Below are 24,285 nucleotides of genomic sequence, written 5' to 3' on the forward strand. Positions count from 1 at the left end.
GCGCCGCGCCCGGCATGAGCGCCGCCATTCCCGCGGGCCCGGCCCGCCGGTTCGACACCGACCGACTCGCGGTGTTCGCGCTCGCCGCCTCCGCGATCGTCCCGCTCGTCCTGTTCGTGGTGGTCCCGCTCGTCGCCATCCTGCGCCTGTCGTTCGTGCTGCCCGACGGCGGCATCGGGCTCTCCAACTACACGCGCGAGTTCTCCGACCCCAAGTTCACGCGCATCGTCGGGAACAGCTTCGCGGTGGCCGCCACGACGACCGCGATCACCGTCGTGCTCGCCTACGCTTTCGCGTGGGCGCTGCGCCGCACCGCGATGCCCTTCAAGCGCACCTGCGGGGCGATCGCGCTGCTGCCGCTGTACGCGCCGTCGCTGGTGCAGGCGCTCGGCATCCTGTTCCTCCTCGGCCGCAACGGCATCGTCAACCGGACCTTCGAGCTGGGCATCGACATCTACGGATTCTGGGGCATCGTGATCGCCGACGTCCTCTACAGCTTTCCGCACGCGTTCCTCATCCTGTCGGCCGCGCTCGCGATCGGGGACGCCCGCCTCTACGAATCGGCCCGCATGCTCGGGGCGGGCGCCGGGCGCATGTTCCGCACCATCACGCTGCCGTCGACGCGCTACGGCCTCGCCTCGGCGGTGTTCGTCGTATTCACCATCGTCATCACCGACTTCGGCAACCCGATGGTCATCGGCGCCGACTACAACGTGCTCGCGACCGAGATCTACAACCAGGTCTCGGGGCAGGGCCGGATGGAACTGGGCGCGGTGATCGGCGTCGTGCTGCTGGTGCCCGCGGCCGTCGCCGTCGTGGTCGAGCGCATGGTCATGCGCGCGCACCGCGCGGCGATCACCGACCGCTCCCAGCCGCTCGCGGTCGGCCGGAGCGCCGTTCGCGATCGGGCGGCCTTCGCGTTCGCGGCGCTCGTGTGCGCCGCGATCGCCTCGATCGTGGTCATCGTCGTCGTCGCGAGCTTCGTGACGCTGTGGCCCTACAACATGAGCCTGTCGCTGCGCCACTACCGGTTCGAGGTGCAGAACGGCGTCGCGCCGCTGTGGACGAGCGTCGTCGTCTCGTTCATGGCCGCGGCCATCGGCGCGGTCGCGACCGTCGCCGCCGCGTGCGTCGCGCGCTGGATGCGGCCGGCGCAGGCGCAGACGCTCTCGTTCCTGTCGATGCTGCCGGCCGCGGTGCCCGGGATGGTGCTCGGCCTGGGCTATCTCCTGGTGTTCAACCACCCGGACAACCCGTTGGTCTTCCTCTACGGGACGCTCGCCATCCTCGCGATCTGCAACGTGTACCACTACCACGCGCAGGGCTACCTGATCGCGACGACGAGCGTGAGCCAGGTGAGCCGGGTCTTCGACGAGACCTCGACCTGCCTCGGCGCCGGGCGGCTGCGCACGCTGCGCTCCGTGCTGCTGCCGATCATCGCGCCGTCGATCGCCGCGATCGCGATGTTCTACTTCGTCCGCAGCATGGTCACGCTGTCGGCCGTGATCTTCCTCGTCACGCCGCAGACCCAGCTCGCCGCGGTGTCGGTGCTCCTGCTCGACGATTCCGGCAACCAGAACCAGGCGGCCGCGTTCTCGGTGTGCATCATGCTGATCGTCGCGGCGGCGCTCGGGGCGTTCCACCTGGCGCTGCGCGCGGTGCCGCGCCTGCGTCCGGCGCAGACCTGAAGTGCGGGCGCGAGCGCGCCCGGCGACGGCGCGTCAGACGTCGAGATTGCGCACGCCGAGCGCGTTGGTCTCGATGAACGCACGCCGCGGCTCGACTTCCTCGCCCATGAGCTTGCTGAACACTTCCTCGGAGCCGACGGCGTCCTCGATCTGGACCTTGAGCAGGCGGCGCACGGCGGGATCCATCGTCGTCTCCCACAACTGCGCCGGGTTCATCTCGCCCAGGCCCTTGTAGCGCTGGATCGACACGGCCCCGCGCGCCTCCTCGATCAGCCAGTCGAGCGCCTCCTTGAACGAGCGCACCGCGAGCGTCTTCTCGCCGCGCTTCACGCTGGCGCCCGGGCGCACGAGTCCCTGCAGCGCCTGCGCGGCGGAGGCGATCTGCGCGCCGTCGCCTCCCTCGAGGAAATCCGCGTCGATCGCGCTCGCGTGCGGCGTTCCGTGGTGGCGGCGCACGACGACCAGCCGGCGGGTCTCCGCCGCCGCATCGTAGCGCGCCTCGACCGTGACCTCGGGATCGCCGATCGCCTCGGCGAGTTCGCGCGCGCTGCGGTTCGCGGCCGTGTCGGTGCCGAGATCCACCTTGACGCCGTCGAGCATCGCGTAGAGCGCGGCGGGATCGACGATGCGCGAACTGCGCTCGATCACCGCCTCGGCCAGCACGAACTCGCGCGCGATCGACGCCAGCGCGTCGGCGGACAGCGGCGCCGCGCCGGCCGCCGGCACGAGTTCCGCGCCCTTGAGCGCCACCCTGAGCAGGTGCTGCTTCAGTTCGCCGTTGTCCTTCAGGTAGACCTCTTCGCGGCCGAGCTTCGCCTTGTAGAGCGGCGGCTGCGCGATGTAGATGTGGCCGCGCTCGATCAGCTCCGGCATCTGCCGGTAGAAGAACGTGAGGAGCAGCGTACGGATGTGCGAGCCGTCGACGTCCGCGTCGGTCATGATGATGATGCGGTGGTAGCGGAGCTTGTCGGGGTTGAAGGCGTCCTTGTCCTCCTTCTCGCTCTGCGCCCGGCCGAAACCCGCGCCCAGCGCGGTGATCAGCGTCACGATCTCCTGGCTGCCGATCACCTTGTCGATGCGCGCTCGCTCGACGTTCAGGATCTTCCCGCGCAGCGGCAGGATCGCCTGGAACTTGCGGTCGCGGCCCTGCTTCGCCGAGCCTCCGGCGGAATCGCCCTCGACTAGGTAGAGTTCGCAGAGCGACGGATCGCGCTCCTGGCAGTCGGCGAGCTTGCCGGGGAGCCCCATGCCGTCGAGCACGCCCTTGCGCCGCGTGAGTTCGCGCGCCTTGCGCGCCGCCTCGCGCGCCCGCGCGGCCTCGACGATCTTCGTGCAGATGATCTTGGCGTCCGCCGGATACTCGAGCAGGAACTCGGCGAGCTTCGCGCCGACGATCTCCTGCACGATCGGCTGCACCTCGGAGGAGACGAGTTTGTCCTTGGTCTGGCTGGAGAACTTGGGCTCCGGCACCTTGACCGAGAGCACGCAGGTGAGTCCCTCGCGCATGTCGTCGCCGGAGGTCTCGACCTTCGCCTTCCTCGCGATCTCCTCCTTCTCGATGTAGCTGTTGAGCGTGCGCGTCATCGCCTGGCGCAGGCCGGTGAGGTGCGTGCCGCCGTCGCGCTGCGGAATGTTGTTGGTGAAGCACTGCACGCTCTCGGCGTAGCTGTCGTTCCACTGCATCGCGACTTCGACCGTCGTGCCGTCCTTCTCGCCGATCGCGTGGAACACGCGCGGGTGCAGCACGCTCTTGCTGCGGTTCATGTACTCGACGAAGCCCTTGACGCCCCCCGAATAGGCGAAGTTCTCGCTCTTGCCGTCGCGCTGGTCGACGAGTTCGATCTTCACGCCGTGGTTGAGGAACGAGAGCTCGCGGATGCGCTTCGCCAGGATCTCGAAGTGGTACTCGATGCGGCCGAAGGTCTCGGTCGAGGCCATGAAATGCACCTCGGTGCCGCGGCGGTCGGTGTTGCCGGTCACCGCGAGCGGGCCGACGGCCTCGCCGCGGCGGAACTCCATCTGGTGCGCCTTGCCCGCGCGCCAGATGCGCAGCTTCAGCCAGTCGGAGAGCGCGTTGACGACCGACACGCCGACGCCGTGCAAGCCCCCGGAGACCTTGTAGCTGTTCTGGTCGAACTTTCCGCCGGCATGCAGTTCGGTCATCACGATCTCGGCCGCGGAACGCTTCTCCTCGTCGTCCTCCTTGATGTCGGTCGGGATGCCGCGGCCGTTGTCGAACACCGACACCGAGTTGTCGGCGTGGATCACCACCTTGATGTCGTCGCAGTAGCCGGCGAGCGCCTCGTCGATCGCGTTGTCGAGCACCTCGAACACCATGTGGTGGAGGCCGGTGCCGTCGGAGGTGTCGCCGATGTACATCCCCGGGCGCTTGCGCACCGCATCGAGACCCTTCAGGACCCGGATGCTCGAGGAATCGTATTCGGCGGCGGGAGGCTGCGGCTTGGGCATTGCTGGAGTCATGCGTGGTCGTACCCCGGTTCGGATCGGTCGCGCACCGCCGTACCGCGCGCCTTCCTCGGGGAGAGGCGCGGGGCGGACGCTTCGACGATCACGTGGAAGGAAATCAGATGCGCATCGGCATCACGACGTACTTGTAGTCGTCGCGGCCGGGCAGCGTCACGAGCGCGCTGGAATTGGCGTCGCCGAAGGCGAACGAAACTTCCGTGCAGTCGACGTTCTGCAGCACGCCCAGGAGGTAGGTGATGTTGAAGCCGATGTCGAGGCCCTCGCCCCGGTAGGCGACCTCGAGTTCCTCCTCGGCTTCCTCCTGTTCGCTGTTGCTGCACACGATGCGCAGCGTGCCGTCGCCCAGCACCAGGCGGACGCCGCGGAACTTCTCGTTCGACAGGATCGCGGCGCGCTGCAGCGCGGCGAGCAGCACGTTGCGATCGAGCGTGATCGACTTGGTGTGCCCGACGGGAATCACGCGGTTGTAGTCGGGAAACTTGCCGTCGACGACCTTGCTCACGAGTTCGATCACGCCGAAGCGGAAGCGCACCTGGTTCGCGAGCACGTCGATCGACACCGGCTCGTCCGTTTCCGCGAGGAGCTTGCCGAGCTCGAGCACGGTCTTGCGCGGCAGGATCACTTCCTGGCGCGTGTAGTCGCCTTCGACCGAGAGGCTCGCCCACGACAGCCGGTGGCCGTCGGTCGCCACCGCCTGCAGCGACCCGCGGTCGATCACGAGCAGCATCCCGTTCAGGTAGTAGCGGATGTCCTGCTGCGCCATCGCGAACTCGACCAGCCGGAAGAGCGCGCGGAGGTCCTTCTGCGCGAGCGAGAGCGATTGCAGCTTCTCGGTTCCCGGGTTGATGCTCGGGTAGTCGCCCGCGGCGAGCGTCTGCAGGTTGAAGCGGGAGCGGCCCGCGCGTACCGTCATCCGGCTGCCGGCGACGTCGATGTTGAGCGTCGCGTCCTCGGGCAAGGCGCGCAGGAGATCGTGGAGCTTGCGCGCCGACACCGTGGTGGCCGCTCCGGCCTTGGCGCCGCATTCCGAGCGCGCCGAGATCTGCATCTCGAGATCGGTGGCGGTGAATTCGACCGCGCCGTCGGAGGGTTCGATCCGGACGTTGGCGAGGATCGGCAACGTGTGGCGGCGTTCGACGATTCCCGATACGGCCTGCAGCGGCTTCAGCAACGCGTCGCGGGCGATCTGTTTGAGTTGCATCTTGGAAAATTAGGAATCGTTAGTAGGGGGCGCGCGGGCCTGCGGGCAACGGTCGATTTCCCCGGGCGCTCAAGGCCTTGGCGGCGGTATTCCGGACCGGACAAGCGCGGGATCGCCTGTGGATGAGTTGGGGACGGTCCGGCGAAACGGCTCAACGGCCGGTTAACCCACAGATTATAGGCCAGAAACCCCCTGGATTCCAGCCGCCCGCCGGGCGAAAAGGCCCCCGGCCGGAGCCTCAGTTCCGCAGGACCTGCAGCAGGAAATTGACGTCGTGATTGAGTTCGGGATGGGTTTCGCGCAGCTTCGCGATCTGGCGGCAGGCGTGGAGCACGGTCGTGTGGTCGCGCCCGCCGAAGTTGCTGCCGATCTCGGGGAGCGAGAGTTGCGTCAGCTCCTTCGCGAGCGCCATCGCGACCTGGCGCGGCCGCGCGATGGCGCGCGAGCGCTTCTTGCCGTGCATCTCCGAGGGCCGGATCTTGTAGTAGTCGGCGACCGTCTTCTGGATGTTCTCGATCGAGATCTGTCGGTTCTGCACCGCGAGGACATCGCGCAGCGCTTCCTTCGCGACCGGAAGCGTGATGTCGAGCTTGTGGAAGCCGGCGTAGGCGATGACGCGTTTGAGCGCGCCCTCGAGTTCGCGCACGTTGCTGCGAATGTGCTTGGCCACGAAGAACGCCACCTGCTCGTCGAGCCGCACCCGTTCCTGCTGCGCCTTCGCGAGCAGGATCGCCACCCGCATCTCGAGTTCGGGCGGTTCGAGCGCCACGGTGAGGCCCCAGCCGAAGCGCGAGATCAGCCGCTCCTCGATCCCCGCGATCTCCTTCGGGTAGGTGTCGCAGGTGATGACCACCTGCTTGTGGCCCTCGATCAGCGTATTGAACAGGTAGAAGAATTCCTCCTGCGTCCGGCTCTTGCCGTTGAAGAACTGGATGTCGTCGATGAGCAGGAGGTCGAGCGAGCGGTAGTAGCGCTTGAACTCGTCGAACGCCTTGTGCTGGTAGGCGCGGACGACGTCGGAGACGTAGGTCTCGGCGTGGATGTAGCGGATGCGCGCCGTCGGATCGCGCCGCAGGATGTCGTGGCCGATCGCCTGCACGAGGTGGGTCTTCCCGAGGCCCACGCCGCCGTAGACGAACAGCGGATTGTAGGAAGTCGGGTGCAGCGCCACCTGCAGGCCGGCGGCGCGCGCGAGCTGGTTCGCCTTGCCGGTGACGAACGAGTCGAACGTGAACGTGCCGTTCAGGCTGGTCGGCTCGACGCGACGCGGCAGCTCGTGGTTCGGCCGCACGGGTTCGGCCGCGAGAACCTCGGGAGGAGGCGGAGCCGAGCGCGGTTCGTCATCGACGATCGCCGCGCTTTCCGCCGCCGCCGCGGCCGCCCCTTCCGAGGCGACGCCCGCGAAGGCCCCGGCCTCGGCGAGCGAGTATTCGATCGAAACCGGCTCGCCGGCGGCCTCGCGCGCGAGTGCCGCGATGCGGCCGCCGAACCGGTCCTTCACCCACTGGAGCACGAACCGGTTGGGGGCGCGAAGCTTGAGGCTTCCGTGCCCCGGCTCGGCGGACAGCGGGCGGATCCAGGTGGCGAACTGCTGGGGCGTGAGTTCGCGCTCGAACGCGGACAGGCAGGCGTTCCAGGCGGCAGGCGTCGGGGTGGGTGCGGACATCGAATCTGGACCTCTCGCCGGCCGTTCTTGTGCCTGGGTTTCCCTGGGCGGCCTGTGCGTGAAAAACGGACGGGCGCCCCGCCGGAAGCATCGAACCCGGGCGGGGCGCCCGCGGTTGGGTCGATTTTAGCCGCGCGTCACGCCGTTATCCACAGGCCCGAACGCGATGGGGGTCTTTGCGGGACCGTGCGAAGGCTGCGGCACGCCTGCGCCGGAAGTGAATGCTCGCGTCATGGCGGCCGATGGCGGCGTTGCCCCGGCGTCCTTGACAACAGGGACATCAACGCGTTCTAATACAAGGCTTTTTTCCATCTCGCTCCCGGATCGGTCATGAAGCGCACGTTCCAACCCTCGAAGATCCGCCGCGCACGCACGCACGGCTTTCGCGCCCGCATGAAGACCGTCGGCGGCCGCAAGGTGCTCTCGGCGCGTCGCGCCAAGGGCCGCGCGCGGCTCTCCGCCTGACCCAGTCACGCCCAGGCGCCACGCACCTCGCGCGCGGCGAACGACGCCATCGCCTGACCGGCGTCGGGACGTTCGACGCGCTCTTCGCGCGCGGTCGCCGCACCCAGGGCCGATGGATCGAACTCGTCGTCGCGTCCGCCGAGCGGGCACCGGGACGCGCGGGGCTCGTCGTCGGCCGCAAGGCGCTCGCGCGTGCGGTCGACCGCAATTACCTGAAGCGCCGCGTCCGCGAGGCGCTGCGCTCCGCCCGTCCGGCGATTGCCGACTACGACCTGATCGTGCGATTGAAGCGTCCGGCGCCAGGACCCGAGCTCGCACAAGCCGCCGCCGAGGCGGGACGCCTGATCGCCGCGCTGGCGGAGCGGCGCTGACCCAATGAAGCAAGTGCTCACCACCGCGATCCGCGGCTACCAACTCACGATCCGGCCGATCCTCGGCGCGCATTGCCGGTTCTTCCCGAGTTGCTCGGAGTATGCGCGGGAAGCGATCGAGCGCCACGGCGCCGCCCGCGGCACCTGGCTTGCGGCGAAGCGGATCTGCCGCTGCCACCCCTACCATCCGGGCGGCTACGACCCGGTTCCCGACTGATCCTGCCGCCCGCCGACCGATGATGGACACGCAACGCCTGATCCTGCTCGCGATCTTCAGCTTCTCGCTCGTCATGCTGTGGGAGGCGTGGAATCGCGACACCCGCCCCGTCGTCCCGCCGCCCGCCCGCACCGCCGGCGCGCCCGAGCGTCCAGGCGATGTGCCGGTGTCGACTTCGCCGACGTCCGCGACATCGGCGACTGCGGGGGCAGGCGCGGTTCCCGCCGGCGCGGTCCCGGGCCAGGGCGCGGCAACGGCCGCCGCCGCGGCGAAGCTCGTGACGGTCACGACCGACATGTTCACCGTGAAGGTGGACCCGGTCGGCGGCGTGATCGCCGAAGTGGCGCTCGCGAAGCATCGCGACGCGTTCGACACCTCGAAGCCCTACCTCGCCCTGCAGCGCAACGCCGAGCGGACCTTCGTCGCGCAGGCGGGGCTCCTGGGCGAGGGCATGCCCAACCACCGCACCACCTGGGAAGTCCTGCCCGGACCGCGCGAACTCGCGCCCGGCGCGGACAAGCTCGAACTCCGCCTGCAGGCGACCGCGGCGTCAGGGGACAAGGTGGTGCAGACGCTCACCTTCCACCGCGGCAGCTACCTGATCGACGCGAGCTTCGAGGTCACCAACGCGACCGGCGCGCCGATCGCGCCGTTCGCGTACTTCCAGCTCGCGCGCGACACGCGCCATGCGGTGCCGCAGAACTCGATGACGCCGTCGGCCTACGTGGGGCCGGTCATCTACAACGCGACCGACCACTTCAAGAAGGTCGAGCCCGGTGAACTCGACAAGCTCGCGGCCGACCCGTCGCGCAAGACGCCGTACACGAAGAACGCCACCGACGGCTGGGCCGGGATGATCGAGCACTACTTCGTCGCGGCCTGGCTCCCCTCCGACGAGAAGAAGCTGCCGCGCGAGTTCTTCGCGCGCAAGCTCGACAACGGCCTCTACGCGTCGGGCGTCATCGTGCCGATGCCGCAGATCGCGCCCGGCGCGAGCGCGTCGCTCACCGTGCCGCTGTTCGTCGGGCCGCAGGACCAGGAGCTGCTGAAGAAGATCGCCACCGGCCTCGACCTGTCGGTCGACTACGGCATCTTCACCGTGATCGCGGCGCCGCTCTTCTGGCTGTTGCGGTGGCTGCACGGCATGATCGGCAACTGGGGCTGGGCGATCATCGTGATGACCATCATGATCAAGGCGGCGTTCTATCCGCTGAACGCCGCGGCCGCGCGCTCGATGGGCAAGATGAAGCTCGTCGCGCCGAAGATGAAGGCGCTGCAGGAGCAGTACGCGAACGACAAGCAGCAGCTCCAGATCAAGATGATGGAGCTCTACAAGCAGGAGAAGATCAACCCGCTCGGCGGCTGCCTGCCGATCGTCGTGCAGATCCCGGTGTTCATCGCGCTCTACTGGGTGCTGCTCTCGGCGGTCGAACTGCGCCACGCGCCGTGGATCGGCTGGATCCAGGACCTGTCGGCGCCGGACCCGTTCTACATCCTGCCGGTGCTCTACGCGATCTCCGCGTGGCTGCAGGTGAAGCTCTCGCCGACGCCGATCACCGACCCGGTGCAGGCGAAGGTGTTCCAGATCATGCCGATCGCGTTCTCGGTGCTGTTCATCTTCTTCCCGTCGGGCCTCGTGCTCTACTGGCTCGTCAACAACATCCTGCAGATCGCCCAGCAGTGGCAGGTCAACAAGATGCTGGAGAAGGAACAGGCGCTCGCCGCGGCGAAAAGGCGCTGAGCGCGGAAGCGCCGCGGCGCCCGCGTTCGTTGTGGGTCCGACTTCAGTCGGACGGGGTTCGGCGCATGGCCGGAGCGTCGGCGACACGCGTGTCGTTGGCCGCGCGGCGCATCACCGCGCTCGCATCGCCGACCGGCGGCGGACCGTAGAGCACGCTCACCTCGACGCGGCCGCTCTTCCAGGCGTGCTCGAGGTCGCGCTCGGTCGCCGCGAGGGTCTCCGGGTCGGCGTCGGAGAGACGCTGGATGCCGTAGGCGCGGTTGCGCCCGTTCATCTTGGCGAGATAGAGCGCCATGTCCACGAGCCCGATGGCGCGGTCCCACGACAGCGCGGCGGTCGTCGGCGGCAGCGGCAGCGGCACGTAGCCGATCGACACCGACGTGCGGATCGCGCGGTCGCCGGCCACGATCGGCTCGCCGGCGACCGCGCGCAGGATGCGCGACGCGATGTCGTCGAGCCGGTCGGGCGAGGTGCGCGCCACGACGAGGAACTCCTCGCCGCCCCAGCGCACGATCGTGTCGCTCTCGCGCAGCGATTCGCGCAACCGGCCCGCGACGGCGACCAGCACCGCGTCGCCGAGCGCGTGCCCGTGGCGGTCGTTGGTCTCCTTGAAGTGGTCGAGGTCGATCAGGAGCAGCGCGCGCGCGCCCGGGTCGTCGGCGCGGCGTCCCGACGAGATCGCCGCCGCCTCGGCCGCAATCAGATTCTGGAAGTGGCGGCGGTTGAACAGCCCGGTCAGCGGGTCGCGGCTGCTCTGGAACGACAGCTCGTCGTTCTTGCGCGCGAGCATCGCGTTCGACACGCGAAGCTTGCGGTAGAGCACGGTCACGACCGAGAACGACAGCGCGAACAGCGCGGCGAGCAGCCACCACACGCGCTGGCGCAGCGACTGGTTCGCGATCTCGGCGGTCTGCAGCGCATTCTCGCGCGCGAGCAGCGCGATCTCGCGCTGGTGCTTCTCCGACTCGTACTTCTCCTGCATCTCGAGCAGGATGCGCTGGCGCGCCTCGAACGCGATCTCGCCGATCAGCTTGCGCTCGCGGTGGTAGTGCGCGAGCGCTCCGCGGTAGTCGCCGACCGCCTCGAGGCTGCGTCCGTACTCGCCCGCGAGTTCGGCGATCTCCGCGGTCTGACCGGTGCGCTCGTACTCGTTCAGCGCCTCGTCGGCGTAGCGCTTGCCCTCGGCGATGCGACCGGCGCCGAGCAGCGCGAAGCCGAGGTTCGCCTTGCTGGTCGCCTTCAGGTAGGTGTTGCCGGTCGCCTCCGCGAGGCGCAGCGCGTCGCGCGAGAGCCGCATCGCCTCGTTGTACTGCTTGCGCCGCAGGCGGATGTCGGCGAGGTTCACGAGCGCGCGGCTCTCCGCGGTGCGCGAGCGGATGTCGCGCGCGATGGCGAGCGCCTCCTGCATCGACGCGAGTTCGCGCGACGGGCGGTCGAGGCGTTCGACCGCCGCGGACTCGGCCATCCGCGCGTTCGCCATCGCGAAGCCGTTCTTCGCCTGCTCGCCGGCGCGGTAGGCGGCGAGGCTCGCCTCGAGCGCGTCGTGCGCGTTGCGGATCGCCGTCTGCAGCACCGAGATCTGGTAGAGCGTCATCGAGCGGCGGTAGGGGCTGCCGGCCGCCTCGGCGAGCGAGAGCGCTTCCTGCAGGCTCGAGAGCGCCTGGTCGGACTGCCCGCGCGAGCGGGCGGCCGTGCCGTAGGTGAGCGCGGAGCCGTAGCGCAGGTCCGCGTTGCCGGCCTGCACCGCCTGGGTGTGCGAAGCCTGCGCCAGCGCGGCGGCCTTCGACGCCTCGCCGGTCGCGAGTTCGACCGAACTGCGGATCAGCGCGGCCGCCGCGCGGGAATTGGGGTCCTGCGGCGCGGCGGCCTCGATCCGGTCGGCGAGTTCGTGGGCTTCGGGAATCCTGCGGGCGAGCACGCTCGCCTGTCCCGCCAGCGCGTAGACGACCGAGCGCTCAGCGATCGGGGCGGCATCGGCCTGCGGCAAGAGCGCGAGGAGCGCCGCCTGCGCCCGCTCCGGGAAGCCCGGGATCTCCGGCTCGATCGCCCGGGCGTCGCCGAGCACCGAGGCGGCGGCGGGCAACGACAGGACCATCGCACACGCCAGGGCGACGACGAGCGTCACGCATGCGCGCAGCGCGGCAGGGGCCCCCGCCTTCGGGAACCGGGTTGGGAGTGCTCGGGACACGTTTGCGCTCGAAACTGGCCCCGCGCCCGGTGGGACGGCGGGGTCACGCCATCGTGGTGCAAGGGCCGTGCCGCGGGCGCGGGGGATGGCGCCCTCGGGTAGAGTCGCGCGCATGAAAGCCGCCCCGACCGACACGATCGCCGCGATCGCGACCCCGCCGGGGCGTGGCGGCATCGGCGTGGTCCGCGTCTCGGGGCCGGGGGCGCAGGCGGTGCTCGCGGGGATCGTCGGGCGCGAGGTGGCGCCGCGGGTGGCTACCCTCGCCACGTTTCGCGACGCGCGCGGCGCGCCGATCGATCAGGGGTTGGCGATGTTCTTTCCGGGCCCGGGCTCCTACACCGGCGAGAGCGTCGTCGAACTCCACGGCCACGGGAGCCCGGCGGCGCTGCGTTTGCTGCTCGCGCGCTGCGTCGAACTCGGCGCGCGATTGGCCGAGCCCGGCGAGTTCACCAAGCGCGCGTTCCTCAACGGCAAGCTCGACCTCGCGCAGGCGGAGAGCGTCGCCGACCTGATCGACGCCGCGAGCGCCACCGCCGCGCGCGCCGCCGCGCGCAGCCTCGCCGGCGAGTTCTCGCGCGAGGTGCGCGCGATCGTCGAGCGCGTGACGGAACTGCGCGCCTTCACCGAAGCGACGCTCGACTTCCCCGATGAGGACATCGAGTTCCTGCGCGCCTCCGACGCGGTGGGCAAGCTCGCCGCGGTCCGCGCGGACCTCGACGCGCTCGTCGCGCGCGCGGCGACCGGCGCGCGGCTCGCCGAGGGACTGGCGCTCGTGCTCGTCGGTCGTCCCAACGTCGGCAAGTCGAGCCTCATGAACGCTCTCGCGCGCGAGGACGTCGCGATCGTCACCGAGATCCCCGGCACCACGCGCGACACCGTCGAGCGCGCGATCGAACTGGGCGGCATCCCGCTCACCGTGATCGACACCGCGGGCCTGCGCGAGGCCGCCGACACGGTCGAGCGCCTCGGCATCGAACGTACCTGGGCCGCGGTCGAGCGCGCCGACGTCGCGCTCGTGCTGGTCGACGGGCGCGAGAGCGGCGACGGATTGCACGACGAGGACCGAGCGATCCTCGCGCGCTTGCCGGAGGCGCTGCCGCGCATCGTCGTGCACAACAAGGCGGACTTGTCGGGGCATCCCCCGGGCTCAGTGGAAGGTGCGGTGTCGGGCGCGACGCCGGACGATATGCAGCGCGAGATGCGAAGCGATACGCCACCCGAGATGCACCGCGATATGCACGGCGTGCGCGCGCACGTCTGGATCTCCGCGCTGACCGGCGCGGGCGTCGACGCCCTCGAGCGCGAGGTGCTCGCGATCGCCGGCGTGGCGGGCGCCGGCGAGGACGCGTTCATCGCGCGCGCGCGCCATCTCGTCGCGCTGCGCGAGGCGGCGACGCACCTCGCGGAGGCCGCCGGGCACCTGCGCGCGAGCGCGCCGCCGCTCGAACTCTACGCGGAGGAGTTGCGCGAGGCGCAGCGCTCGCTCGCGGCGATCACCGGGGAGTTCACCGCCGACGATCTCTTGGGCGAGATCTTCGGGAGGTTCTGCATCGGGAAATAGGAAATTGGACAAACGACAACGGCGATGCCGCGGATGCTCCGGTACGGGTGGACGTTGTTGTCGCCGCCGTTGCCTTCGTCGGTGTCCAGCTCGTCGGAGCTGTGGAAGGCGATCGCCTCCTGCACCTCGTCGAACAGCTCCTTGAAGTCGACGATGTGGCCGTAGTCCTTGTCGTCGCCGTCGAGCCGGTTCGTGCGGCAGACCGCCTGGAACAGATGGTGGTCGCGTAGCTCGTTGTCGAGATAGATGTAGGTGCAGGAGGGTGCGTCGAAGCCGATCAGGAGCTTGCTGACGACGATCAGGAGCTTCATGTTCGCCGGTTCCTCGATGAAGCGGCGCTTCGCCTCGTCCTCGTACTGTTTCGTCGTCTGGCCGCGCGCGAGGACGTGCTGCGTGTAGGTGTCGAACTTGTAGCGCTCGTCGCTGTCGACCGGCTCGCGCGAGATCGCGTTGTGGTTGGGCTCGTAGGAGGTGACGATCCCGCAGTGGCGGCCGAAGCTCATGTTCCGGAACAGCCGCAAGTAGTGGCAGGCGTCGTGGATCGAGGCCGCCACGAGGATCGCGGTCCCGCGGTCGAGGTTGAGCTGCGGCTTCAGGCTGAAGCCCGCTGTCCACGACATGCACCTTCGGCGACTTGATCAGGCGGCTCGCCTGGTTGCGATGCCAGGGCGCGAGACGGCGCACCAGGTACAGCCGCTCGCATACAGCCAGGTAGTGTTCGACCGTCTCGCGGCGCAGGTCGAGGTCGTTGCCGAGGCTCGACACGTTCAGCAGCTCGCCCGTGCGCAGCGCCAGCATCTCCAGCAGGCGCCCCACCGCGGCGGTGTCGCGGACCCGCGCGACGTCCTGCACGTCGCGCTCCAGCAGTGTGCGCAGGTACTCGCGATGCCAGGCGCGGGCGCGGGCGGGGGGCGCCGCACCGCTTCAGGAAAACCGCCCGCGACGATGCGCTCGGCCAGTACCAGCGGGGCGCATGGTGTCGACAATGTGATCGCCGGTCGCAGTCGCCCGGCCAGGAGCGCCCCCAGGAACCGGCCCGGCGCGCGCGCCTGCTCGGCGGCCGTCAGCGGTTGCAGTTGCACGACCTCCATACGTCCGGCCAGCGAGTCGCCGAGCCCGCGCAGGAGGAGCAGGTTGGCGGAGCCGGTGAGCACGAAGCGGCCGGGCCTCCTGTCGCGGTCCACGGCCAGCTTGAGCGTCCGCAGCAGCTCCGGCACGCGCTGGATCTCGTCGAGGATCGCCCGGGCCGGCAGCGCCGACACGAAACCGGTCGGGTCGGCTCGGGCGAAGGAGAGCGTCGCGGCGTCGTCGAAGGTGACGTACGCGTAGCGCGGCCTTCAGCGCGGCCGGCAGCGGCCGGGCGTAGAGTTCCGTACGCGACTTCGGCGCGCGACCGTCCCTTTGCCTATTTCGCCAGCGGCCGATTGCCGGTTGGCGCCCCGGCCGCCGGGCCGCTCGCCGCCCGGGGCGGAGCTGGCTATCGGAGCACGCGGATCTCGACGCCGGCGCCCACGGCCCGCGCGTACTTCTCGATCGTCGTCAACGTCGGACGCGTGTAGCCCCCGGCGGCCACCCAAACTCCTCCACTCGTGGCCACCCCAAATTCCCCCACCTGATCGAGCATAGCGGCGCCTGATCGGGGCGCCGCGCGGCGGGACGTTACCGTTGCCCCTCACCATCGTGAGGGGGAAGGAGTGAACGTCTTGAAGCCGGAGTTGTTGACCACGATTCGCACGCTGCTCGCGCAGGGTGCGACGCAGCGGGAGATCGAGCGATTCACCGGGGTGGATCGCAAGACCATCCGTCGCTACCAGCGGGCAAATTCCTCCGGGGTGGCCACCGGCGCGGAAGCTGGGGACGAGCAATTCCCCACCCGGCCACCGGCGCCGACGCTGTCGGCGTGCGCGCCACACCGGAACTGGGTCGAGGCCCAGGTCGAGCTCGGGCGCAACGCCGTGAGCATCTACCAGGACCTGGTGGAACTGCACGGCTTCGCCCACCCTACAACGCGGTGAAGCGCTTCGTGGCGAGCCTCAAGCGCCGCGCACCGGAGCGCTTCGACGTGCTCGAGTTCCTGCCCGGGGAGGAAGCGCAGGTCGACTACGGCCAGGGCGCGCCCACGCTGCACGCCAACGGCAGTACCGCCGCCGTACCTGTTCGTGATGACGCGCAAGGTCCTCGGGCAAGAGTTTCCGCAAGAGGGTCTGGCAGACCAGCCAGGACCGCTGGGCACGCCTGCACGAAGAAGCCTTCCGGGCCTTGGGCGGGTGCTGCAAGTACGTCGTGCTCGACAACCTGAAGGAGGGCGTGATCCGGCCCGACATCTACGCCCCGGAATTGAATCCGGTGTACGCGGCGATGCTCGCCCATTACTCGGCGGTGGCCGACCCGTGCCGGGTGCGAGACCCCAATCGAAAGGGCACGGTCGAGAACGCGATCCAACATACCCAGACCACGGCCCTCAAGGGTCGCCGTTTCGAGTCGATCGAAGCGCAGAACGAATGGCTCGCCCACTGGGAGGAGCGCTGGGCCGCCCCGCGTATCCACGGCCGCAAGAAACGGCAGGTGGCCGAGCTCTTCCGCGAGGAACAGCCGCATCTGCAGCCGTTGCCGGCGAGCGGCTTCGCATTCTTCCGCCAGAGCGTGCGAACCGTCGACGACGCCGGCCTGGTGCAAGTCGAAGGCTCCTACTACGCCGCACTTCCCGCTGCCCCTCATGGCGAAGTCACGGTGCGCGCCTTCGCCCAGTCGATCGAGATCCTCGATGCCCGCGGCCAACTGTTGCGCCGCCATCCAAAGGCTACGCGCAAAGGCGCGTTCGTGCTCGAGGGCACCGACCGCATCTTCAATCCCTCGCGCGAGACCACGCGAATGCTCGCGCGCATGGACAAGATCGGCCCCCGCACGGCAGCCTTCGCGCGCGAGCTCTTCGCCCGCGTCTCGGCCGCCCGGGCCAGCGCGCGATCTACGGCCTCGTGCAACTGCCGCGCCGATACACCTGTGCCGACATCGAGGCAGCAGTCTGCGCGCAGCTGCTCGCCGCCGACTGCCTCTCCTACGCGGCGGTAAAACGCGCGCTCGACCGCCGGCGAAGCCGCCGCCGCCTCGCCGCCGGCCACCACGAGCGTCGAAGGCCCGCAGATCCGACCGATCACCGACTATCAATCGTTCTGGGAAACCCACACCCGGACGCGCACACGCCGACGACGGAGACCTCGATGGCCATGTCCATCACTGAGCTCGAACGCGCGCTGCGCAGCCTGCGCCTGTCCGGCATGCGTGCCACCCGCATCGAAGCTCGTGCCCTGCAGGTCGCCAGCCACGATCGCGGATGGACTTCATCGAAGCGTTCTCCTGGCTCGTGCAGGACGAACTCGACCGCCGCCGCTCACGCTTGCTCGATCGCCGCTACCTGCTGTCGGGCTCACCGAGCGCAAAGCCCTCAAGGACTTCGACTGGAGCTACAACCCGCGGCTGCCCAAACGCGACGTGCTCGAACTCGCCACCCTCAAATTCATCGACACCCACGAGGATGCACTGCTCATCAGCCCGCCCGGCACCGGCAAAGCCACGCGGCCGCCAAGCGCTCGCCCTGCTCGCCGTCAACCGCGGCTACAAAGTCCTCTACCGCGAAGCGCATCAACTCATCGAAGACATCAGCGAAGCGCGCGAGCTCGGGCGCACTACGGAAACTGCGCGCTCAGCTGCGAAGCGCCGATCTGCTGCTCATCGACGACCTGTTCTTGCGCAAGCTTCCGGCCACCGCCGGCGACGAACTGGCCGACGTGCTGATGAGCCGCCACGAAAAGGCCGCCACCGTCATCACGTCGAATCGGCCGCTCGAGGACTGGCCGAAGCTACTCGGCGATGTCGTCGTGGTCACCCCGCTGCTCGACCGCCTCATGCATCACGGACACCTACTCAAGTTCGAAGGAAAGAGCTGGCGCCTGAAGGAGGCCGCCAGCCGCATTGCCAAGCACGCATCAGCCCACTAAAGTTCCACCCGTCCCACCGCACCGGGTGGAGGAATTTGACCCGGCCACAGGTGGAGGAGTTTGAAGTGGCCGCCCGGGGTGTAGCGGCCGCTTTCGAGCCGCGAGACCGCGCTCGTGGCCGTGAACATGCGCGCCGCGACCTCCGCCTGGCTCATCCCTGCGTCCGTGCGGGCGGCGACGAGGTCGGCGACGAGCGATTGCAGCGTCCGGTCGCGCGCGAGCGCCTGCGCGCAACGCCTGCGCCGCTCGGGCCCGCTCTGCATCGCGAGACTCGCGGCGAGGCGATAGGCACGATCGTGCACGGGGGCGGTGGTCCTGCAGGCGGGGGGTTAGCAACAATGCTAAGTTCCACCGCCGCAGATGCCCATCGGCCGTTCGGACGAACCTGCGCCGTTCCGGGGTCGTTCCCCGGCGCGAAAAGGACACCTCGACCGCGCGCCCGGCCACATTCATGATCATGCCCGTCGCCGCCGGGCAAGCGCTTCGAACGCGCGCGCCGGAGCCGCTCATCGCGCCCCGCCCGCGTCGAAACGCGACCGGGCAGGGTCCGTCGTGCAAGTTGGCACTTTCGCTAACAGTCTCTGCGACGACACCCGTCAGCGGTCGGGCGCCGGCGGCTCCACGAGCCGCGTCCTCCCGGTGAGTGCAGGTACTGCGCCTGTTCAGCCTCGCCCGGCGCCACTGCCTCACCCAGGCCGGCGAAACCGTCCAAGTGTTCGAGGTCGAACTCGCCGACCTGCAGCGCCAGATCTTGGGCTTGCTACGCGTCTGCGAGGCCGCTTACCGCGCCCGCGACTGACCCAACACTCGTCCTCGAGAAGTTCAGCGCAAACGCGTCTGCCGATGTGCGGAATGTCAGGCCAGCGATGCAACAACGGCACGAAGCGGGAGTGGTGTCCCGCGTCCCTCGCAGTTCCCGGCTCGCCTCGGCGATCGGGACCGACAGAAACACGGATCCGAAACCACGACACCGAATGACGAGCGCAGCGCGCTATCCCACTCGATCTTCCGAGTACGTCAGCCCGAACACCGTATCCGTCATCCACCGTCGGAACGACTCGTTGTCCATGAACTGCTTGAACAGCTCCGTGTCATCCTTCAGCACGGCGGTCATGACACGCGCCAACGCCTTGTCATGCTCGATACGCGCGTTCTGCTTGTCCGAGTTCTGGCGCGCATTCTGGTACGCCTTGTCGGCAGCCACCCGGTTCGGAATGTCCTCGGTGATCAGCTTGTGCACGCGGTCCGCGTCGGACCAGGGGATGTTGCCGAACTGGTCGTTGAACGCCTTGAGGATGTTCGAGAGCCGGTCCAGCTCGGGCTCCGACTTGCGGCCGCCGCCCGTCGTCGGCACGGGCTCGATCTCCGCATCTGCGTCGAGTAGCTGGATCTTGGCCGCCGCCTGCTTCTCCACGCGGTAGCTGTCCATGTCGATCGCTTCGAGGATGCCCTTGGAGAGGTCTTCCTCGACCGGCGCCGGCAGCTTGGGCACGAGAAAGGTCAGGAAGATCGAGAGCTTCTCCCACCCGGCGTTCGTGTACGGCAGGATCGACGAGAGAAACCCATAGGTTCGCAGGAACGCCTTGGCCTTGCCCTTGAAATCCACCTGCCCGTCCTCGTCCAGCCGCTCGCGGTATTCGGCGACGCAGGCGTCGAGAATCGGGTCGAGTCGATCACGGTCCGCGCCACCGAGGTATAGCGCGGCGAACTCGTCCACCTGCGCGGCGGAATAGACCTGGTAGCCATCGAGCGCGCTCTTGAGGTCGTGCAGCTTGTTCGGGTCGGTTTCCTCGGCGAGGATCGTCGTGCGGTAGTAGTCGGCGAATGCCTGCTGGATCGTGTCCGCGTCGTTCATGAAGTCGAGCACGAACACGTCGTGCTTCTTCGGGTGCGCGCGGTTCAGGCGCGAGAGCGTCTGCACCGCCTTGATGCCCGAGAGCTGCTTGTCGACGTACATCGTGTGCAGCAGGGGTTCGTCGTAGCCCGTCTGGAACTTGTCCGCGCAGATCAGGAAGCGGTACGGGTCCTGCTGGATCTTGTCGGCGATCTGGCTCGACGGAAAGCCGTTGAGCGACGCTTCCGTCACCTTTGCGCCGCCGTACTCGTGCTCGCCGGAGAAGGCGACGATCGGCCGGCAGGGGCTCTTGCGCTCGACCAGGTAGTCGCGCACGGCGTGGAAGTACTGGATCGCGCGCTCGATGCCGCTCGTCACCACCATCGCGCGCGCGCCTCACCGCCGATCTTGTTCAGCGCCAGCACCTGCTCGTGGAAGTGGTCCACCATGATCTCGGCCTTGAGCCGGATCGCGTGGTCGTGGCTCTCGACGTAGCGGCGCAGCTTCTTCTTCGCCCGCTTGGTGTCGAACTCCGGGTCGCCCTCGACCTTCTTGACGAGCTTGTAGTAGCTGTCGACCGGCGTGTAGTGCTTGAGCACGTCCAGGATAAAGCCCTCCTGGATGGCCTGCTTCATCGTGTAGCTGTGGAACGGCCGGTGCTTCACCGTGCCGTCGGCCTGCGGATCGGGTTCGCCGAAGATCTCCAGCGTCTTGTTCTTGGGTGTGGCGGTGAAGGCGAAGTAGCTCGCGTTGGGCAGTAGCTTCTTGGCCTCCATCAGCCGGTTGATCCTGTCCTCCAGCGTCTCGTCGTCGTCCTCGGTCCCGGCCGCGGAGAGCGCCATCGACACCGCCGCCGAGGTGCGCCCGCCCTGGCTCGAATGCGCCTCGTCGATGACGATGGCGAACCTGCGCCCCCGGTGCTCGGCGCCGATCTCGTCGAGGATGAACGGGAACTTCTGCACCGTGGAGATGATGATCTTCTTGCCCTCGGCGATGAACTTCCGCAGGTCGCCCGAGTGCTCGGCATGCCCGACCGTCGCGCCCACCTGCGCGAACTGCTTGATCGTGTCGCGGATCTGCTGGTCGAGGATGCGCCGGTCGGTAACGACGATGATCGAGTCGAACACCGTCGACTCGTCTTTGGTCAGGCCGATGAGCTGGTGCGCCAGCCAGGCAATCGAGTTCGACTTGCCGCTGCCCGCCGAGTGCTGGATGAGGTACCGCCGGCCCGCGCCGTTCGCCTTCGCATCGGCGAGCAGCCGGCGCACCACGTCGAGCTGGTGAAAGCGCGGCCAGATCTGCAGCGCCTTCTTCTTGCCGGTCTTCTCGTCCTTCGTCTCGACGACCTGCGCGTAGTTTTCGAGGATGTCCGTCAGGCCCGCGCGGGTGAGGACGCGCTTCCACAGGTAGTCGGTCTTCAGCCCGTTCGGGTTGGGCGGGTTGCCTGCGCCGTCGTTCCAGCCCAGGTTGAACGGCAGGAACCACGAGCCCTTACCCTTGAGATGCGTGCAGAAGCGCAGCTCGTGGTCGTCCACGGCGAAGTGCACCACGCAGCGCCCGAACTCGAAGAGCTTCTCGCGCGGATCGCGGTCGCGCTGGTACTGCTGGACGGCGTCTTCCACCGTCTGCTTGGTCAGGCTGTTCTTCAGCTCGAACGTCGCGACCGGCAGGCCGTTGATGAACAGCCCCAGATCGAGCGCGCGCTGCGTCTCGTCGCGGCTGTAGCGCAGCTGCCGCGTCACGCTGAAGCGGTTGGCCGCAAAGCGCTCGGCCGCCTTCGTGTTGCCCGGCGAGGGCGTGCCGTAGAAGAGGTCGATGTGATGCGGCCCGTGCTTGAGCCCGTGGCGCAGCACGTCGATGGTGCCGCGCTTGGCTGTTTCGCCCTGCAGCCGAGCCAGGAAGTTGCGCCGCGTCGGGCCGTCCGTGCCGAGATCGAGCGCCTCGCACACCTCCGGCTGCGTCTCGCGCAGGAAGGTCGCGAGCTGTGCGAGATCCACGCAGTACTCGCGGTCGTATTCCTCCGGCGCGCCGCAGATCCAGCCCGCAGCGTAGGTCGCCGGGCGCTGCTGCACCCTGTTCGCCGGCACGCCGGGATCGCACGGCGCGCCGGTCAGCGCCGTGCAGATCAGGCGCTCCAGGCCGCGCTCGGAGGTGTCGGTCGTCACGTCATCCTCCCGGGAAGAGGACAGACGGCTATCAAGCAACCATCAAGCAACGGCGCCCCGCAAAACTCCATGAAAATCAACTGTTTGCCGGCCTCCCGGGCAGCAGAGCCGCCGATCTGTCGCGTCCCCATCAAGCATTCGCCTCCTGCGGTCGGCCAGCAACCGCCCAGAACGGCAAATAGCTTCGCGCTCGCGTGCCCACTTCGGGATCCTCGATCACGATCCGGCCGGCCTCGACCGCCTCATTGAGCAGCCGAGAAGCGACGGAGGCGTTCTTCTCCGCGATGCCGAAGCGCTCGCGAAGCGTGGTGTTGGTCATCGGCTGTCGCATCACGTAGCGCAGGCACGCATGCAGGTAACACGCACGCACCCGCTCGGCCCGGTCCATGTCCGTCAGCGGCTTATGCGCGAACAGCACCGTCCGCGTGAAGCCCTCCGGCTGCTCGAACAAGGGCGCGGGCAACTGGAACAGCTCGACCTGGAACACCACCATGTCGATTCCACTGCCGCGCTCCTCGCAGATGCGGAAGCGGCGCATCAGCGAGGCGAGGGTTTCGTTACGCGACTTGGGCGGGGTGTCCACGAACCGCTGGGTATCGACGAGCGGCTCACCCGGATTCGTGATCTCGATGCGGTCGCCGAAGATCTCCACCATCGGCCCGGCGCCGGTAACGAAGAAATCCTGGTGGATCAGCGCATTCGCCACCAACTCGCGCACCGCCAGTTCGGGGTACATCGGCACGCTCTTGCGCAGCGCCTTGCGGATCACCTCGTTGGCTGGAAGCAGGCCGTTGATGTAGCCGACCAGGCCCTCGAAACCGCACGCATAGCCCTTGCTGCCGATCTGCTCCTTCAGCGTTTCCACGCGACCCGTGCCACGATACTGGATGACGCGCACCGCCTTGCGACGCATCGAATGGAGGCCATCCAGTCGCTTGGCGAAAAGAATCGCCCCGAGGTTCGTGATGTCCCAACCGCCGGCATCGCTGCGGCGGATCAAGCGGTCATCGGCCAGGGCGGCGAGGATGCCTTCACGCTCCCCCGGCAGCGGACGCTCGAGCAGATCGAAGTAGGCGGGATAGTCGAGCAGCCGCAGCACCTCGTCGGCGCTGGTCCGTTCACTCGCGATGCCGTCCTCGAATGGCGTGCGGTCGAACAGGCGCCACAGCGCCCGCTCCTTTTCGGGGAAGTCCTTCAGCTTCTTCTTGTAGCTGCCGACGCGGATGTACTCCTCGCCGGCAAACGCCACCGGATGGCGAGCCGCGCGGTGGATCTCCAGCAGGACCACCGGGCGATCCTCCATAGCGACGTGGAAGAAGCGGAAATCGATCTTGGGCTCCAGCAGACGCAGCAGCCAGTTCTCCAGCGCTTCGTTGCCCACGCGCGCCCCACGCGGATCGAAGCTCGTGCCCACCACCGAATGGTCCTCGTTCCGCACACCCCAGAGCATGTAGGCGAAGGCCTTGCCCACCAGCGCCGCCGCGTTGGCGAGCGCCGAGATGTACTCGCCGATCGCCTGCGGTTCGGCGTCGTTCAACTTGAACTCTGCCCACTCCGTCTCGCGCGGCAGAGCGCAGAGCTCGTTGACGAGGCTCGCCAGATAGGCCGCGGGGCGGTCGCCGGTCACGCCGGGGCCTCCTCCGCCAACGCCGCCACCCACCCCTTGCTCGCCAGCACATCGACTGCGATTCCGATCTGCCGCGGCGTGAACTGCCGCTTGCGGTCGTTCCAAGCGTAGGTCCGCGCGACCACGTCGGGCAGCGAGCGCACCGATTCGTGGCGCATGACCCAATGCACGGTAGACAATAGCTCCAGGCCGAACGGGGATTCGAAGCCTTCCGCCAGGGCCGCAACCCGGTCGAAGCGTTCGCGCGTCGGTCTGTGCTCGGCGAGAAACGCTGCGGCTTCCTCCACCGCGCCCGGGACCAGCGTCAACGGCTTGTCGGGCGCATCGCCGCCGTCGTCGTAGCCGGCAATCAGGTGCCCTTCGATCGCGTGCAGCACGTGACGCAGGTTCTCGGCATAGGGGCCGTACGGCGCGGCCTTGTAGCGCAACCGCAGCGGTTCGCCCGCCTCCTGCAGGAAGTACATCAGCTTGTGCACTTCGAGCAGCGTGACGAAGGGATCGAGCAAACCGCCGAGATAACGGTGCATCAGCTCCACCAGCGCCGCCCGCCCCGCCGTCATCCTCGGCACCTCGCGGGGATGGCGCATGGTGTCGGACGCCGGCGCCCCATTGGGTTCGTAGACGATGACCTGCACGTCGTCGAGCGGGCGCAGTGCCGCCTCGATGCGCGGGCGCACCTCGGCCCGCCAGTCCAGACCGCCCAGCCCGCTGCCGAGCGGCGGCAGCGCAATCGAGCGGATGCGCCGGGCTCGAATCTCCGCGATCAGCGCCGTGAGGCCGGCGTCGATGTCCTCGATACGGCTCTTGCCGCGCCAGTGGCGTTTGGTGGGGAAGTTGATGATGTAGCGCGGCGGCGTGAGCTGCCCGGTCTCGAAGACGAACATGCGGCCCGGCTGCACCTGCTCGCGCTTGCACGCGGCGACATACGCCTTGAAGTTCTCCGGGAAGGCGTTCTTGAACTGCAGCGCGATGCCGCGCCCCATCACGCCCACGCAGTTGACCGTGTTGACGAGCGCTTCCGCCTCGCTCTTCAGGATGTCGCCGCTGCGGTACTCGATCATGGCGGGCTCCTCGTGTGT

Annotated in this window: 16 protein-coding genes and 5 pseudogenes; 10 read left to right on the forward strand and 11 right to left on the reverse strand. The window is 68.5% G+C overall.

What is annotated here, in order from left to right; all coding sequences use genetic code 11:
- Nucleotides 1-14 precede the first annotated feature (14 nt).
- Nucleotides 15-1,688, forward strand: a complete 1,674-nt coding sequence (locus HS109_12290; GenBank protein MBE7523152.1) for an ABC transporter permease subunit — start codon at nt 15-17, stop codon at nt 1,686-1,688.
- A 33-nt stretch (nt 1,689-1,721) separates the two neighbouring features.
- Here HS109_12290 and gyrB read toward each other — a convergent pair whose 3' ends face one another.
- The 3 genes from gyrB to dnaA form a co-directional block, all read right to left on the reverse strand.
- Nucleotides 1,722-4,157: a DNA topoisomerase (ATP-hydrolyzing) subunit B gene (gene gyrB / locus HS109_12295; protein ID MBE7523153.1), complete on the reverse strand. Its 2,436-nt coding sequence runs from the start codon at nt 4,155-4,157 to the stop codon at nt 1,722-1,724.
- A gap of 115 nt (nt 4,158-4,272) precedes the next feature.
- Nucleotides 4,273-5,376: a DNA polymerase III subunit beta gene (locus tag HS109_12300; protein MBE7523154.1), complete on the reverse strand. Its 1,104-nt coding sequence runs from the start codon at nt 5,374-5,376 to the stop codon at nt 4,273-4,275.
- Between the two features lie 238 nt (nt 5,377-5,614).
- Entirely contained in the window at nt 5,615-7,042 is a 1,428-nt protein-coding gene (gene dnaA / locus HS109_12305; protein ID MBE7523155.1) for a chromosomal replication initiator protein DnaA, read from the reverse strand.
- 330 nt (nt 7,043-7,372) lie between these two features.
- Here dnaA and rpmH point away from each other — a divergent pair, with 330 nt between their 5' ends.
- Genes rpmH through yidC form a run of 4 tightly spaced genes read left to right on the forward strand, consistent with a single transcriptional unit; the run spans nt 7,373 to nt 9,836 of the window.
- Nucleotides 7,373-7,507, forward strand: coding sequence for a 50S ribosomal protein L34 (rpmH, locus tag HS109_12310; GenBank protein ID MBE7523156.1), 135 nt, complete (start codon nt 7,373-7,375; stop codon nt 7,505-7,507).
- Nucleotides 7,508-7,560: 53 nt separating this feature from the next.
- Nucleotides 7,561-7,878, forward strand: a complete 318-nt coding sequence (rnpA, locus tag HS109_12315; protein ID MBE7523157.1) for a ribonuclease P protein component — start codon at nt 7,561-7,563, stop codon at nt 7,876-7,878.
- A 4-nt stretch (nt 7,879-7,882) separates the two neighbouring features.
- Nucleotides 7,883-8,095: a membrane protein insertion efficiency factor YidD gene (yidD, locus tag HS109_12320; protein MBE7523158.1), complete on the forward strand. Its 213-nt coding sequence runs from the start codon at nt 7,883-7,885 to the stop codon at nt 8,093-8,095.
- 22 nt (nt 8,096-8,117) lie between these two features.
- Nucleotides 8,118-9,836 carry a membrane protein insertase YidC gene (gene yidC / locus HS109_12325; protein MBE7523159.1) on the forward strand — a complete coding sequence of 573 codons (1,719 nt, stop codon included), beginning with the start codon at nt 8,118-8,120 and terminating at the stop codon, nt 9,834-9,836.
- Nucleotides 9,837-9,879: 43 nt separating this feature from the next.
- Here yidC and HS109_12330 read toward each other — a convergent pair whose 3' ends face one another.
- Nucleotides 9,880-12,024 carry a GGDEF domain-containing protein gene (locus HS109_12330; protein ID MBE7523160.1) on the reverse strand — a complete coding sequence of 715 codons (2,145 nt, stop codon included), beginning with the start codon at nt 12,022-12,024 and terminating at the stop codon, nt 9,880-9,882.
- 112 nt (nt 12,025-12,136) lie between these two features.
- Between HS109_12330 and mnmE the strand changes: the two genes are divergently transcribed.
- Entirely contained in the window at nt 12,137-13,585 is a 1,449-nt protein-coding gene (gene mnmE / locus HS109_12335) for a tRNA uridine-5-carboxymethylaminomethyl(34) synthesis GTPase MnmE (protein MBE7523161.1), read from the forward strand.
- A gap of 50 nt (nt 13,586-13,635) precedes the next feature.
- On the opposite strand, the pseudogene HS109_12340 reads toward mnmE, so the two are convergent.
- The 3 pseudogenes from HS109_12340 to HS109_12350 all read right to left on the reverse strand — a co-directional run bounded on the left by HS109_12340 (nt 13,636) and on the right by HS109_12350 (nt 14,913).
- Nucleotides 13,636-14,187 (reverse strand): annotated as a pseudogene (locus HS109_12340) (restriction endonuclease subunit R).
- A pseudogene (locus HS109_12345) lies at nt 14,180-14,461 on the reverse strand (DUF4143 domain-containing protein). The pseudogenes HS109_12340 and HS109_12345 overlap by 8 nt, the downstream one beginning before the upstream one ends.
- Nucleotides 14,353-14,913: pseudogene (locus HS109_12350) on the reverse strand (AAA family ATPase). Before HS109_12350 ends, HS109_12345 begins: the two co-directional pseudogenes overlap by 109 nt.
- A 366-nt stretch (nt 14,914-15,279) precedes the next feature.
- On the opposite strand from HS109_12350, the gene HS109_12355 reads away from it, so the two are divergent.
- The 3 genes and pseudogenes from HS109_12355 to HS109_12365 all read left to right on the forward strand — a co-directional run bounded on the left by HS109_12355 (nt 15,280) and on the right by HS109_12365 (nt 17,580).
- On the forward strand, nt 15,280-15,600 hold the full coding sequence (locus tag HS109_12355; protein MBE7523162.1) for a hypothetical protein: 321 nt from the start codon (nt 15,280-15,282) through the stop codon (nt 15,598-15,600).
- 268 nt (nt 15,601-15,868) lie between these two features.
- Nucleotides 15,869-16,654, forward strand: coding sequence for a hypothetical protein (locus HS109_12360; protein ID MBE7523163.1), 786 nt, complete (start codon nt 15,869-15,871; stop codon nt 16,652-16,654).
- A 149-nt stretch (nt 16,655-16,803) separates the two neighbouring features.
- Nucleotides 16,804-17,580, forward strand: a pseudogene (locus HS109_12365) (ATP-binding protein).
- On the opposite strand, the gene HS109_12370 reads toward HS109_12365, so the two are convergent.
- Nucleotides 17,577-17,882 (reverse strand): hypothetical protein, encoded by a 306-nt coding sequence (locus HS109_12370; protein ID MBE7523164.1) that lies wholly within the window; start codon nt 17,880-17,882, stop codon nt 17,577-17,579. The pseudogene HS109_12365 and the gene HS109_12370 sit on opposite strands and share 4 nt — an antisense overlap.
- Before the next feature lie 341 nt (nt 17,883-18,223).
- Between HS109_12370 and HS109_12375 the strand changes: the two genes are divergently transcribed.
- Entirely contained in the window at nt 18,224-18,379 is a 156-nt protein-coding gene (locus HS109_12375) for a hypothetical protein (protein MBE7523165.1), read from the forward strand.
- A gap of 192 nt (nt 18,380-18,571) precedes the next feature.
- Here HS109_12375 and HS109_12380 read toward each other — a convergent pair.
- The 3 genes and pseudogenes from HS109_12380 to HS109_12390 form a co-directional block, all read right to left on the reverse strand.
- Nucleotides 18,572-21,579, reverse strand: a pseudogene (locus HS109_12380) (type I restriction endonuclease subunit R).
- A gap of 130 nt (nt 21,580-21,709) precedes the next feature.
- Nucleotides 21,710-23,206 carry a putative DNA binding domain-containing protein gene (locus tag HS109_12385; protein MBE7523166.1) on the reverse strand — a complete coding sequence of 499 codons (1,497 nt, stop codon included), beginning with the start codon at nt 23,204-23,206 and terminating at the stop codon, nt 21,710-21,712.
- Entirely contained in the window at nt 23,203-24,267 is a 1,065-nt protein-coding gene (locus tag HS109_12390; protein ID MBE7523167.1) for a macro domain-containing protein, read from the reverse strand. Before HS109_12390 ends, HS109_12385 begins: the two co-directional genes overlap by 4 nt.
- Between the last annotated feature and the right edge of the window lie 18 nt (nt 24,268-24,285).

The sequence above is a fragment of the Burkholderiales bacterium genome, assembly GCA_015075645.1.
In the GTDB taxonomy this organism is placed as follows: Bacteria; Pseudomonadota; Gammaproteobacteria; order Burkholderiales; family Casimicrobiaceae; genus VBCG01.